Genomic DNA, 13047 nt, shown 5'->3' with positions numbered 1-13047 from the left:
CCTAACAAAGCCCTACTAGCGGTGGACGACCGGTGCCCGCTCCCGTCGGTGCCCCCGGGTCAGATCTCCGACGAGCGCCTGGGCTGCTTGACGACGGAGTGCTGCGGCATGGCGACCCGGATCTCCTCCCGCAGGTCCTCGATCTTCGCGTAACCCGCGTACTGGCCCGTCAGCCGGTACATCTCGCGCAGCCGGTCCCAGGTGCGGTGCGAGGAGGTCTCCCCCATCGTCACCAGCGCCAACCGGGCGTAACGGTCGGCCTGTTCGGGGTCGTCGGCGATGAAGCAAGCCGAGGCGAGCGAGATGAAGTCGAAGATCTTGGACCGCTGGCGTCCGTTGACCCGGAGTTCCAGCGCCTGCTTGGCGTGGCGCTGAGCCACCGTCGCCACCGACGGGTCGTGTTCGGCGAGGGTACGGAACGCCAGGGCCTGCATCCCGTGCAGATCCGCCTCGTCGAACATCTGCATCCAGCTGGGGGGCGGGACGTCGCTCTTGTCGGAGACGAAGAGTTCCTCGGCCTTGCCGAGCGTGCGCCGCATCGCCTGGCCCTGCCCCATGGACGCCTGCGCCCATGCCTCGATGGTGCACAGCATCGCCCGGGTGCGCGGCAGAACCATGTCGCCGGAGCCGGACTTGGCGAGTTTCATCAGGTCCAGGGCGTCGTCGGGACGACCCAGGTGGACCATCTGGCGCGCCGCCCGGGACAGGGCCTCGCCGGCGCGGGGACGGTCGCCGCCCTCGCGTGCCGCGTGCGCGGCGATGACGAAGTACTTCTGCGCGGTGGGTTCCAGGCCGATGTCGTGGGACATCCACCCCGCGAGCACCGCGAGATTGGCGGCGACGCCCCAGAGGCGGCGCTGCAGGTGCTCGGGGTGGCGGTAGGCGAGCATGCCGCCCACTTCGTTGAGTTGACCCACCACGGCCTTGCGCTGGAGTCCGCCGCCCCTGGAGGCGTCCCAGGCGCGGAACACCTCGACGGACCGTTCGAGTGCCTCGATCTCCTCCGACCCGATGGGGGCGGCCTCGTACCGGTCGAATCCGGCGGAGTCCGCGTACAGCGGGTCATCGGTCCGTGGGACGTCGGCCGCCAGCACGGGGTCGCTGTGCAACCAGTTGTACATGGGTCCGGTGATGGTCGATCCTGCGGCGAGCGCGGCGCCCGCGCTCACCAAGCCGCGTCGGTTGAGCATGAGGTCCATTCCCGTGAATTCGGTGAGGACCGCTGCCGTCCGCTCGGGCGCCCACGGCAGTCCGTCGGGGTTGTGCTCCGCCCCCGCCTCTCGCCGCTTCCCCACACGCCCGCGCCGGCCGAACCCGAGGTCCTCGATGGTCACGACACGGCCGAGCCGCTCGGTGAACAGGGCTGCCAGCACCTTCGGCACCGGATCGCGAGGGGACTCGCCCATCTCGATCCAACGCCTCACCCGCGAGGTGTCGGTGGCCAGCTGCGGGTGGCCCATGGCCGCCGCCTGCCGGTTCACCAGCCTCGCGAGTTCGCCCTTGGACCAGCCGGCGAGGCCGAACAGGTCGGACAGGCGGGTGTTGGGTTCTCCGGTCACGTCAAGCCCCCAGGTTCTCGGCTGTGTTGACAGTAGCCGCCTGTCACAGGCGTTGCGACTATTCGCCAGGGTTCGCCAGGGTGCGCCAGATGGTCTGCCACCCGTGATCCGGTGTCGGGTAGGAAAGCGCCACCCCGCCCGGCAGCCCTAGGTACTCCCCAGGGTGCCGAAGGGCCGCCGGACGGGGCGGTGCACGCAACTTGTCGGCGCACGAAGGGATCTGTCTCCCCCATGTACACAGCATCGTCCTCCGTGACCGCCCCGCCCCGGCCGCTCCGTCCCCTGGGGGCGGGCGGCGGGCCGTACCTCGCGCCGCACGCCGCCCCGTCGGCGTCCGGCACGGTCCGGCCGAGGCGACCGGCGGGGGTGGGCGGCGCGCCGCTCAGCGGACGGCTGGACCTGTCCGGTCCGCAGGGCGCTCAGCTGAGGATGGTGATCGCGTCGGTGCACCGGATCTGCCCGGAGTTCAGTCCGGTGCAGGTCCTGCGCCGCAGCGGCCGTTCGGTTCTCCTGGTCGGCTCCACCGGGCGCACGACCGCGGTCGCCAAGTGTTTACTGGATCACTCCCCCGCATGGTCGGAGCGGTTCCGCCACGAGATAGCGGCCTACCGCGCGTTCGTCCGGCACCGCCCGCCGGTGCGGGTGCCCCGGCTCATCGCTGCCGATCCGGACAACTGCGCCCTGGTGATCGAGCGGATGCCCGGCCGGGTGGCGGCGCTGACCCGGCACCCGGTGGAGGCACCGCCCCGGGCCGACGTGCGGGCCGTGCTCGGCGCGATCGCGCGTGTCAACACCTGGCGCCCGGCTCCGGGACTGTTCGACGCGCCGCTGGACTACGCCGCGCGGATCGCCCACTATCACGAGCTCGGTCTGTTCACCGACCGCGATCTGGGCGACCTGCAGAAGCTGCTGCACGGTCTGGCGGGCGGCCGTCAGAGCACCTGGCAGTTCTGCCACGGTGACGCGCTGCTCTCCAACGTCCTGTTGTCGCCCACGGGTCCGGTGCTGGTCGACTGGGAGCACGCGGGCTGGTACCTGCCGGGCTACGACCTGGCGACGCTGTGGGCGGTCCTGGGGGACGCACCGGCGGCTCGGCGCCAGATCAGCCAGCTGGCACAGGCGGCGGGAGCCGCGTCGCGCGACGCGTTCCTGGTGAACCTGATGCTGGTGCTGACGCGGGAGATCCGCACCTACGAGACGGCCGTCCAGCGGGCCATGCGGGAGCCGGGGACCGGAGGAGTGGTTCCGGACCGGCCGGGTGCGCTTTCGTCGAGCGAGGAACAGCGGCTGCTGCTGCGGCGGTTGCACGACGACTGCGCCATGGCCCGCCGGGCCGTTCGCGCCGCGGTCGGCACTCGCTGACCCTCCCGGGGGGACGCGCCGCGGGTCCGGTGCCGACACACCGGGCCCGCGGCGCGCTGCCGTGACACGGGTCCTTCTCAGCGCGCACGCACGATGTCCACGTCGGACGCCTTGACGAAGGCGATCCGGTGGCCGATCTGTACGGTCACGTACCTCTCCCCGCCCCGGAAGTACGTGTGGTCGTAGGGGTACGAGGCATCGATCGTCGGGGCGTGGAAGTAGCCCGTGGGGGCCTCTCCGCCGCCGGGATAGGACTGCCCGGCCTTGATGGTGTACCCGAGCGGTGCTCCCACCCGCTGGTCCGCGAAGTCCGCGGGGTACTCCGACTTCTCCGGGTAGGCGACGCCGAGTACCGGGACCTCGGCGCGTCCCTTCTTGGGCCGGACCACGTATCCGGCGGTGGGTGTGGTGGTCCGGGTGTGGGCCGGGGTGCGCAACCACGCCTTCTGGCCGTACCACCAGATCGCCGTCCAGCCGGGGACCCGGTCCGCGACGACGGCCCGCTGGGTGGCGCTGATCTTGCTGCCCCAGTCGGCGGCGCAGTTCGTTCCGGGAGAGCCGTCGGGGTGCAGACCGGGGTCGGAGAAGAGCGGCGCGTCGGCGGACGGCGCGGTGTGGAGCGGGACGGCGCTGGATCCCTGGACGGGCAGGTCCACGCCCTTCTCGCAGTCGCGGAACGCCTGCTTGTTCTTCTTGAAGTCCGGGCTGATGGTGACGAGTTCGCCGCGGGCAGGGGCGGTCGGCACGGTGGGCCTGCCGAGCAGTGCCATGAAGCGGTTCCAGTCCCAGTACGGGCCCGGGTCCCAGTGCATGTTCCTGGTTCCGGAGGCAGTCGTGGGCGGTACGCCGTCGTGGCCGATGATGTGCTGGCGGTCGAGGGGTATGCCGTATTCGGCGGCGAGGTGGCGCACCAGCTTCGCGGTGGAGCGGTACATCTCGGGGGTGTACCACTTGGCGCCGTCGACGGCGACGCCCTCCTGCTCGATGCCGATGGAGTGGCTGTTGACGTACCAGTTGCCCGCCTGCCAGGCGACGTCCTTGTTCTTGACCATCTGGGTGACGTGGCCGTCGGAGGAGCGCACCACGTAGTGGGCGGAGGCCTGCCTCAGCGGGTTCTGGAAAATCTTGAGGGTGGTGTCGAAGTCCTCCTCGGTGTCGTGCAGGACGATGAACCTGATCTTGTTGGTGCGGGGGCGGTCGGAGGTGTCGTAGTTGCCGTACGTCTCCTTGTCGGCGGGGTCGCCCGTCTGCTCGTGGGCCGCCGGAACCCAGTCGCACGCGAGACCGCGCGGGCAGTCGGGCCGCACCGGGTCGGCACCGGCGTGTGTCGCGGGGCCGAGCAGTGTCATGCTCAGCGCGCCGGCGGTCGCCAACGCGGCCGCGAGTCGGGTCCTCTGCTGGGGCGTCATGGAGCCTCTCCTGGAGCCGTGCGAGTGGGGATGTACGTGTTCCGATCTCACTGTTCCGCGGTGCGCGCACACTCTCGGACCTGAGATGACAGCACGTCAAGGGTTCGGCGCCGCCCATCGGCCGAGCCAGTGGACCAGACCACTGGCGCCCTCTTCGACCTGCGGAAAGAAGAAATCCACGGGAGGCCGGTGGCATCTCGATCCCCGCGTTCCGGGCGGCCCGGGCCGGTCGTCGGCGGGCGGGGGCACCGCGCACCCGGGCGCACCATTCGTGTGACTAATTGCGGATGTGCGTGCCCCGAACGGCCGAAGGGTAGTGCTCGCGCGGACACCTGGTCCGTGCGGCGTGCGCACGGCGAGATCTCGGAAAGGCCCGACACACATGGCTCAGCCCTTCACCCTGCCGGACTTCTATGTTCCTCATCCGGCCCGGCTCAATCCCCATGTCGAGGAGGCCCGGCGGCACACCAAGGAGTGGGCGCGCGGCATGGGAATGCTGGAGGGTTCGGGCGTCTGGGAGGAGAAGGACCTCGACTCCCACGACTACGCGCTGCTGTGCGCGTACACCCATCCCGACTGCTCGTCGGAGGCGCTCTCGCTGGTCACCGACTGGTATGTGTGGGTCTTCTTCTTCGACGACCACTTCCTGGAGCTGTTCAAACGCAGCCGTGACCGCGAGGGCGGCAAGCGGTATCTGGACCGCTTGCCCGCGTTCATGCCGATGGACCGCGGGTCGGCGATGCCCGAGCCGACGAATCCGGTCGAGGCGGGGCTGGCCGATCTGTGGGCGCGGACGGTGCCGAGCATGTCCGACGCCTGGCGGGCCCGGTTCGCCGTGGCGACGGAGAACCTTCTCAACGAGTCGTTGTGGGAGCTGGCCAACATCGACGAGGGGCGCATCGCGAACCCCGTCGAGTACATCGAGATGCGGCGCAAGGTGGGCGGCGCCCCCTGGTCGGCGGGTCTCGTGGAGTACGCGGCGGGTGCGGAGGTCCCCGCGGCCGTGGCGGACGAGCGTGCACTGCGGGTGCTGCGGGACGCCTTCTCCGACGGGGTGCATCTGCGCAACGACCTGTTCTCGTACCAGCGCGAGGTCGAGGACGAGGGCGAGAACAGCAACGGCGTGCTGGTGCTGGAACATTTCCTCGGCTGCTCGACGCAGGAGGCGGCCGACGCGGTGAACGATCTGCTGACGTCCCGGCTCCAGCAGTTCGAGAACACCGTGCTCACCGAACTCGGCCCGCTGTGCGCGGAGAAGGGACTGGGCCCGGAGCAGGCGGCGGCGGTCCTGGCGTACGTCAAGGGCTTGCAGGACTGGCAGTCGGGCGGCCACGAATGGCACATGCGCTCCAGCAGGTACATGAACGACGGTGGTAAGGTCGGCGCTCGGTCCGCGCCCGCCTTCGGCATGGCCGCGGCGTCGATCCGGCCGACCCTCCGCTCGGAGACGGCCCGGCTGCGCAGTCACACGCATGTGCCGTACCAGTACGTCGGCCCGTCGCTGCTGCCCGACTTCGAGCTGCCGTTCGACACGACCCTCAGCCCGCATCTGGAGGGTGCGCGGGTGCGGATCGTCGACTGGTCGAGGCGGATGGGGATCCTGGAGGCGCAGCCGGGCGTGCCGGGCTCGCACATCTGGGACGAGGAACGGCTCGTCGCGTTCGACCTGCCGTTGTGCGCGGCGGGGCTGCATCCCGACGCGACGCCGGGGGAACTGGATCTCGCCTCGCAGTGGCTGACCTGGGGGACGTACGGCGACGACTGGTTCCCGGTGGTGCACGGGCGGGCCCGCGACCTGACCGGGGCCAGGCTCGCCAACGAGCGGCTCTCGCTGTTCATGCCGCTGGACGGGGCCGGAACCCCCGAACCGGTCGACGCGCTGGAGCGGGGGCTCGCCGATCTGTGGACGAGGACCTCCGCGCCGATGGACGCAGGCGCGCGACGCGCGTTCCGGACGGCGGTCGAGGACATGACCGCGAGCTGGCTGTGGGAGCTGGCGAACCAGGTGCAGAACCGCATCCCGGACCCGGTCGACTATGTCGAGATGCGGCGCATGACGTTCGGCTCCGACCTGACGATGAGTCTGTGCCGGCTGGGTCACGGCCGGAAGGTTCCGGAGGAGGTCTACCGCAGCGGTCCGCTGCGCTCGCTGGAGAACGCGGCGGCGGACTACGCGTGCCTGCTGAACGACCTGTTCTCGTACCAGAAGGAGATCGAGTACGAGGGCGAGGTGCACAACGGCGTCCTGGTCGTGCAGAACTTCTTCGGGGTGGACTATCCGACCGGGGTGCGGATCGTGCATGACCTGATGGAGTCGCGGCTGCGCCAGTTCCTGCATGTCGCGGAGCGGGAACTCCCGGTGTTGTACGACGACTTCGGGCTGGACGCCGAGGCGAGGGAGATCCTGGCCGGATACGTGCTCGAGCTCAAGCACTGGATCGCGGGCATCCTGATCTGGCACCGGGGCTGTCGGCGCTACCGGGAGCAGGACCTGCGGCGGGGCACCGGCACCCCGTGCCTGCTGAGCGGGCCCACGGGGATCGGTGTGTCGGCGGCGCGGGTGACGGCGCTGTTCGCTCCGCTCGCGGGCGGCCGCGTCTAGGGCGAGTTTCGAAAGTCCCGTCTGGCCTGCGACGCCTGGCGTCGTGGGCGAGTTGCCCGGGCATCTTCCGCGGCTGCGCGACACGAGGCGCGCGGCTGCGGAAGGGACGTTTCAGCCCTGCTGGAACAGCTCGGCGGGCAGCGGCTTCAGGAGCGTGTACAGGTCGTCGGTGATCGGCCGGTCCCAGCTGGCGATGGTGACGAGCACGCCGTCGCTGCGGTCGAACTGGACGCAGGAGATACGGCTCTCGGAGAGCTTGATCCGGCGGACGATGAGCAGGTTGTCGCCCTGCATCACCGGCATGTCCTCGGTGCCGGTGACCTCGACCGGTTCGTCGTTCTCCAGCGCGAGCAGCAGCTGTGCGACCTCGAACGGGACCTGGCCCTCCTCGGTCTCGCGCGCGGGCGAGCCCTCCGGGAGGTTGCCGATGATCATCGCGGGGCCCCGGCCGCCGAACAGGTCGTAGCGCAGGAAGACGCCCTGGCAGCTCCCGTCCGGGGCGGGCAGCAGACCCGCGCCGAGGTTTCCGGGCCAGTCACCCGGGTCCATGGCCAGGACGTCGAAGTCGGGGCCCGCGGGTGTGGCGGCGCTGCGGCGGCGGAGGAAGGACATGCGGACATGGTACGTGTCCGGGCTCACGTCGCGGCGCCGGGGCCGCGCGGGGCGGGACGTTCGACCGGGTCCGACCCGGCCCCGGAGGCTCCGGCGTTCCAGTGGTGGGCGTACCCGTCGGCGTGGAGGTGGCCGGGCGAGGGGGCGTGCGACGCGGCCCGACTGACGCTGACCAGGCGGGCGTAGTCCTGGGCGACGCCCCGCAACAGAGCGTGCACGGCCTCCTCGACGTCCTCGTCGGTGGTGGAGCCGTGGCCGAACAGGGCGCGGTAGTGGACCAGGGAGGCCAACAGGTCCAGGACCAGTTCACGGTCGACGTGTTCGCGCAGGTCACCGCGCGCGATGGCCGCGTCGAGGACCTGTGCCACCGCCTCGCGCGGCGGGTCGAACAGGGTGCGCATGAACGCCTCGTTCAGTTCCTCGTCGCCGCCGCAGTCGGCGCGCAGCGCGGCCAGGGCATCGGGCGGCATGCGCCGGAAGACGGTCAGTTGCAGCTTGATCGCGTCGCAGAGGTCGCAGATCGTGCACCCGGTGTCCGGTGGCCGCAGATCACCGAGCTGGGCACCGAGCGCGTCCAGCACCAGCGCGGGGAGGTTCGGCCAGCGCCGGTAGACGGCGGCCTTGTTGGTCCCGGCTCGGCGCGCGATCGCCTCGATCGCGAGTCCCCCGTATCCGGCCTCGGCCAGCAGGGCCAGGGCCGCCGTCCGGACCGCTTGATCGATGCCCAGGTCCCGTGGGCGTCCCGCCCGCTGCTTGCCGTCCCGCATCCGGCCAGGCTAACAATTAGATACGGTACGGTGCGTAATGAAATTGCCGAAGCAGCAATGCGGTGAGGGCGGAAGAGGCCATGACCACGGAAGAAGCGACGGGCACCGGGGCCGCGGCGGCCACCCCGGGATGGCTGGACCTGTTGGGCCGCCGGCACGGAGCGGTCGCCGCTGCCCTCGCCGGCGGGGTCGCCCTGCACGCGGTCAACGTCTACCTGGCCACCACGGTGCTGCCGTCGGTCATCGAGGACATCGGCGGCGCCCGGCTGTACGCGTGGGCGACGACCGTCTTCGTGGTGGCCTCGGTCCTGGGGTCCGTCCTGGCCGCCGCGGTGCTCGCCCGGACCGGTCCGCGCGCGGCGTACCGGTGGTCGGCGGCGGCGCTGCTCGTGGGGACCGTCGTGTGCGCGCTGGCGCCGAACATGGTCGTGCTGCTCGTCGGCCGGGCGGTCCAGGGGCTCGGCGGCGGTCTGCTGTTCGCCCTGTGCTACTCGGTCGTGCGGATCGTCTTCGAGGAGGCCCTGTGGCCCCGGGCCATGGCCCTGGTCTCGGCGATGTGGGGCGTCGCGACACTGGTCGGCCCGGCCCTGGGCGGCGCGTGGGCGCAGGCTCATGTGTGGCGGGGCGCCTTCTGGACGCTCGTGCCGCTGCTCGCACTGTGCGCGGGGCTGGGTGCGCGCCGGCTGCCGGGGCGCAGCGGGGAGCCGGGCTCCGTGCGTCTGCCGTGGGGCGCGGTGGGCCTGCTCTCGGCGGCGGTGCTGGTGGTCTCGGCCGCGAGCGTGGCGGAGTCGTTGTCCGTCAACGCCGTGGGGGTGCTGGTCGCGGTGGTACTGCTGTGCGTGTGGGCACGTCATGAACGGGGCGCGGCGGTGCGGGTGCTGCCCCGGGCGGCGTTCGGCCCGGACCGGCGGCTGCGCCTGACCTACGTCACCATGGCCGGTCTGGTCGTCGCGTCCTGCGTGGAGGTGTTCGTGCCGTTCTTCGGACAGCGTCTCCAGGGCCTCGGCCCGCTCGGTGCCGGGTACCTCGGTGCGGCGATGGCGGCGGGCTGGACGCTCGGTTCGGTCGTTCTCAGCGGTGCGACCGCGCGGCGGGCGCTGGTCGTCGCCACCGCACCGGTCTTCAGCCTCGTGGGCCTCGTGGTGCTCGTGGCGGTGGCCCCGGTCCGGTCCTCCGGGGTGGCCGCGGTGTCTTCGGTGGCGGCCGGGCTGGTCCTGTTCGGGTGGGGGGTCGGCGCCGCGTGGCCGCATCTGCTCACCGACGTGCTGCGCCTGTCCGGGGACGGTGACCAGGACGTCGCCGGAGCGTCGACGACCACGGTCCAGCTGACCGCGACCTCGTTCGGCTCGGCGGTCGCCGGAATGGTCGCGAACGCCTCCGGCTTCGCCGATCCGGCCACCACGGCGGACGCCGCGCGCCACTTGTACGCCGTGTTCCTGGTCCCGGCCGCGGTGGCGCTGATCGGCGCGGTCCTGGTGTCGGGCGCCCGTTCCGGGAAGCGGGTCCCGGCCGGGGAGTGACGCGCGCCGTCCGGGACCGGCCCCGAACCGGTCCCGAGCGGCACGCGGTCAGCCGCTGGGGGGTTCGGCTCCGACGAGCCACATGGAGAAGAACTGCGAACCGCCGCCGTAGGCGTGGCCGAGCGCCGTGCGCGCCCCCTCGACCTGGTGCTCGCCCGCCCGGCCGCGGACCTGCAGCGCTGCCTCGGCGAAGCGGATCATGCCGGAGGCGCCGATGGGGTTGGTGGAGAGCACTCCGCCCGAGGCGTTCACCGGGAGGTCGCCGTCGAGTGCGGTGACCCCGGACTCGGTGAGCTTCCAGCCCTCGCCCTCGTCCGCGAAGCCGAGGTTCTCCAGCCACATGGGCTCGTACCAGGAGAACGGCACGTACATCTCGACGACGTCGATCTGCCGTCGCGGGTCGTCGATCCCCGCCTGCCGGTACACGTCGGCGGCGCAGTCCCGGCCCGCGCGCGGCGAGACGAAGTCCTTGCCGGCGAAGAGGGTCGGTTCGCTGCGCATCGCGCCGCCGTGCACCCAGGCGGGCGGGTGCGGCGAGCGCCCGGCCCCGGCGCGGTCGGTGAGGACCATCGCGCAGGCGCCGTCGGAGGACGGGCAGGTCTCCGAGTAGCGGATGGGGTCCCAGAGCATCGGCGCGGACCGGACCTTCTCCAGGGTGATGTCCGGGTCGTGGATGTGGGCGTACGGATTCTTCAGCGCGTTGCGGCGGTCCTTGTACGCGACGAGGGAGCCGACCGTGTCGGGCGCCCCGGTGCGGCGCATGTAGGCCCTCACGTGCGGGGCGAAGAAGCCGCCCGCGCCGGCGAGCAGCGGCTGCTGGAACGGGACCGGGAGCGAGAGCCCCCACATGGCGTTGGACTCGGACTGCTTCTCGAAGGCGAGGGTCAGGACGGTGCGGTGTACCCGTGCGGCGACCAGGTCGGCGGCGACGAGCGCGGTGGAGCCGCCGACGGATCCCGCCGTGTGCACCCGCAGCATCGGTTTGCCGACCGCGCCGAGGGCGTCCGCGAGGTAGAGCTCCGGCATCATCAGGCCCTCGAAGAAGTCGGGGGCCTTGCCGATGACGACGGCGTCGATGTCGGACCAGGTCAGTCCGGCGTCCTCCAGGGCGCGGACGGCGGCCTCGCGGACGAGTCCGGCGATGGAGACGTCCCGGCGGGCGGAGACGTGCTTCGTCTGGCCGATGCCGACGACGGCCACGGGCTCATCGGACATGAGCGCCCTCCCCTTCGAGTACGGCGACCAGGTTCTGCTGCAGGCAGGGGCCGGAGGTGGCATGGGCGAGCGCCCGGTCGGACTCGCCCCGGTGGATGCGGGCCGCGGCCTCGCCGAGCCGGATCAGCCCGGCGGCCATGACGGGGTTGGCGGCGAGCGCGCCGCCGGACGGGTTGACGGTGACGGTGTCGTCGAGCCGCAGCGCCTTGCGCAGGACGACCTCCTGCGAGGTGAACGGGGCGTGAAGCTCGGCGGTGTCGACGGGGCGTTCGAAGACCCCGGCGCGTTCGGCGGCGAGCCTGGTGGACGGGGACCCGGTCAGTTCGCGGACGCCGAGGCCGTGCGCCTCGATGCGGTGGTCGATGCCGCGGATCCAGGCGGGGCGGGGGCACAGCGCCCGCGCGGTGTCGCCGGCGGCGAGGATCACGGCGGCCGCGCCGTCGCCGACGGGCGGGCAGTCGCCGGTGCGCAGCGGCCGTACCACGTAGTCGCCCGCCGGCACCGGGCCGGTGAGCTGGGCGTGGGGGTTGTCCGTGGCGGCGGTGCGGTTGCGGGCACCGATCGCGGCGAGTGCGGCCTCGTCGGTGTCGCCCGCGTCGATCAGGGCCTGGGCCTGGAGTGCGGCGAGTGCGACGGAGTCGGGCCAGAGCGGGCCGACGTAGTAGGGGTCGAGCTGGCGGGTGAGGACGTCGCGCAGGGAACCGGGCGAGGACTTGCCGTAGGAGTAGACGAGTGCGGTGTCGGCCCGGCCGGACCGGAGCTTCACCCATGCCTCGTACAGCGCCCAGGCGCCGTCCATCTCCACGTGGGACTCGGAGACCGGCGGGCAGGCGCCGACTCCGTCGAGCGCCATGGTGAAGGAGAAGGCCCGGCCCGCCAGGTAGTCGCTGGAGCCGGAGCAGATGAAACCGAGGTCGCCGGTGGCGAGCCCGGTCCGGTCGAGGACCCGGTGGAGCACGGGCATCAGCATCTCGACCTCGGAGAGTTCGTCGGTGCGGCGCAGATGGTCGGTCTGCGCGAAGGCGACGATCGCCACGTCTCGCATCTACAACAGCTCCTTGTACGCGTCGTAGTCGGCGTCCGGCTCGCCGGTCGGCCGGTAGTGGTCGGGGTGGCGCGCACCCTGGGTCCAGACCGGTTCGACCCGCAGGCCCATGCGCACCTGGTCGTAGGGGATGCCGCCGATCCGCGCGTGCAGCGCGAGGTCCGCGCCGTCGAGGGCGATGTGCGCGTAGACGTAGGGGACCTCGATGTCGAGGTTCGCCGTATGAGAGGCCTTGATGTTGACGACGCAGTACGTGGTCACGGTGCCGCGCGGGCCGACCTCGACCTGTTCCGCGGTGGCGACGCCGCAGGTGGGACAGGCGCCGCGGGGCGGCACGTAGACCTTCTCGCAGGACGGGCAGCGTTCGCCCATGATGCGTCGCTCGGCGAGCGCCGCGAGGTAGCCGCCGTGGGCGCGGCCGGGGGTGTAGCGGTAGTCGAGGCGGGCGGGGGTGACGATGCCGGTGACGGGGTCGTCGAACTCGCCGCTGTGCGGGGCGGGCCGGCCGGGCTCCCCGTCGTACGGTTCGAAGCAGGCGATGTCGGTGATGGCGCCGGTGCGGTCGGGGGCCCAGCGGATCCGTACCCGCATGCCGGTGCGGACGGCCTCGGGGCCTGGGGCGTCCAGGACGTGCAGGAGGGCGGTGTCGGCGCCGTCGAGGCGCACCAGGACCCAGGCGAAGGGGGTGCCGAGCGGCTGGCGCGGGCTCGGGTGCGGGTTCCAGGCCCAGGTGGTGACCGTCCCGGTGGCGGCGACCTCGGTGAGTTCGCGGAGCTCCCGCGCGGTGACGGGGTCGTACTCGACGGGCGGGACGAGGGTCCTTCCGTCGTCGGTCCGCACGCCGAGGACGGTGCGTTCGCGCAGCCCGGTGAGGAAGGCGCTCTGGACCGGGCCCAGGGAACGGGTGAAGGGGAATTCGACCACCAGGGGTGCGCTGAGGGTTTCGGGCACGGGTG

10 protein-coding genes are annotated in these 13047 nt (G+C 71.9%); 3 read left to right on the top strand and 7 right to left on the bottom strand.

Annotated features, from left to right (window positions below):
- Nucleotides 1-59: 59 nt before the first annotated feature.
- On the bottom strand, nucleotides 60-1559 hold the full coding sequence (locus tag AMK22_RS28020; RefSeq protein ID WP_073789544.1) for a DNA-binding protein NsdB: 1500 nt from the start codon (nucleotides 1557-1559) through the stop codon (nucleotides 60-62).
- Between the two features lie 231 nt (nucleotides 1560-1790).
- On the opposite strand from AMK22_RS28020, the gene AMK22_RS28015 reads away from it, so the two are divergent.
- Nucleotides 1791-2921 carry a phosphotransferase gene (locus AMK22_RS28015; RefSeq protein ID WP_073789543.1) on the top strand — a complete coding sequence of 377 codons (1131 nt, stop codon included), beginning with the start codon at nucleotides 1791-1793 and terminating at the stop codon, nucleotides 2919-2921.
- Nucleotides 2922-2998: 77 nt separating this feature from the next.
- Here AMK22_RS28015 and AMK22_RS28010 read toward each other — a convergent pair whose 3' ends face one another.
- Nucleotides 2999-4330 (bottom strand): N-acetylmuramoyl-L-alanine amidase, encoded by a 1332-nt coding sequence (locus tag AMK22_RS28010; protein ID WP_073789541.1) that lies wholly within the window; start codon nucleotides 4328-4330, stop codon nucleotides 2999-3001.
- Between the two features lie 382 nt (nucleotides 4331-4712).
- Here AMK22_RS28010 and AMK22_RS28005 point away from each other — a divergent pair, with 382 nt between their 5' ends.
- Nucleotides 4713-6932 (top strand): terpene synthase family protein, encoded by a 2220-nt coding sequence (locus AMK22_RS28005; RefSeq protein ID WP_073789540.1) that lies wholly within the window; start codon nucleotides 4713-4715, stop codon nucleotides 6930-6932.
- Nucleotides 6933-7043: 111 nt separating this feature from the next.
- On the opposite strand, the gene AMK22_RS28000 is transcribed toward AMK22_RS28005, so the two are convergent.
- Nucleotides 7044-7544, bottom strand: coding sequence for a hypothetical protein (locus tag AMK22_RS28000; protein ID WP_073789562.1), 501 nt, complete (start codon nucleotides 7542-7544; stop codon nucleotides 7044-7046).
- A gap of 23 nt (nucleotides 7545-7567) precedes the next feature.
- Nucleotides 7568-8311, bottom strand: coding sequence for a TetR/AcrR family transcriptional regulator (locus tag AMK22_RS27995; protein ID WP_073789538.1), 744 nt, complete (start codon nucleotides 8309-8311; stop codon nucleotides 7568-7570).
- Nucleotides 8312-8391: 80 nt separating this feature from the next.
- Here AMK22_RS27995 and AMK22_RS27990 point away from each other — a divergent pair, with 80 nt between their 5' ends.
- On the top strand, nucleotides 8392-9831 hold the full coding sequence (locus AMK22_RS27990) for an MFS transporter (protein WP_073789536.1): 1440 nt from the start codon (nucleotides 8392-8394) through the stop codon (nucleotides 9829-9831).
- Nucleotides 9832-9879: 48 nt separating this feature from the next.
- Here the strand turns inward: AMK22_RS27990 and AMK22_RS27985 are convergent, their stop codons facing one another.
- Genes AMK22_RS27985 through AMK22_RS27975 form a run of 3 tightly spaced genes read right to left on the bottom strand, consistent with a single transcriptional unit; the run spans nucleotide 9880 to nucleotide 13042 of the window.
- On the bottom strand, nucleotides 9880-11046 hold the full coding sequence (locus AMK22_RS27985; protein ID WP_073789534.1) for a thiolase domain-containing protein: 1167 nt from the start codon (nucleotides 11044-11046) through the stop codon (nucleotides 9880-9882).
- Complete coding sequence (locus AMK22_RS27980; protein ID WP_073789532.1) at nucleotides 11036-12091, bottom strand: thiolase domain-containing protein; 1056 nt, start codon at nucleotides 12089-12091, stop codon at nucleotides 11036-11038. Before AMK22_RS27980 ends, AMK22_RS27985 begins: the two co-directional genes overlap by 11 nt.
- Nucleotides 12092-13042: a Zn-ribbon domain-containing OB-fold protein gene (locus AMK22_RS27975; protein WP_073789531.1), complete on the bottom strand. Its 951-nt coding sequence runs from the start codon at nucleotides 13040-13042 to the stop codon at nucleotides 12092-12094.
- Nucleotides 13043-13047 lie beyond the last annotated feature (5 nt).

Origin of the sequence: Streptomyces sp. CB01580 (genome assembly GCF_001905795.1) — a bacterium.
Lineage (GTDB): Bacteria > Actinomycetota > Actinomycetes > Streptomycetales > Streptomycetaceae > Streptomyces.
The sequence above is the reverse complement of the archived record's forward strand: the minus strand, read 5'-3'. Positions and strand labels throughout refer to the sequence as shown.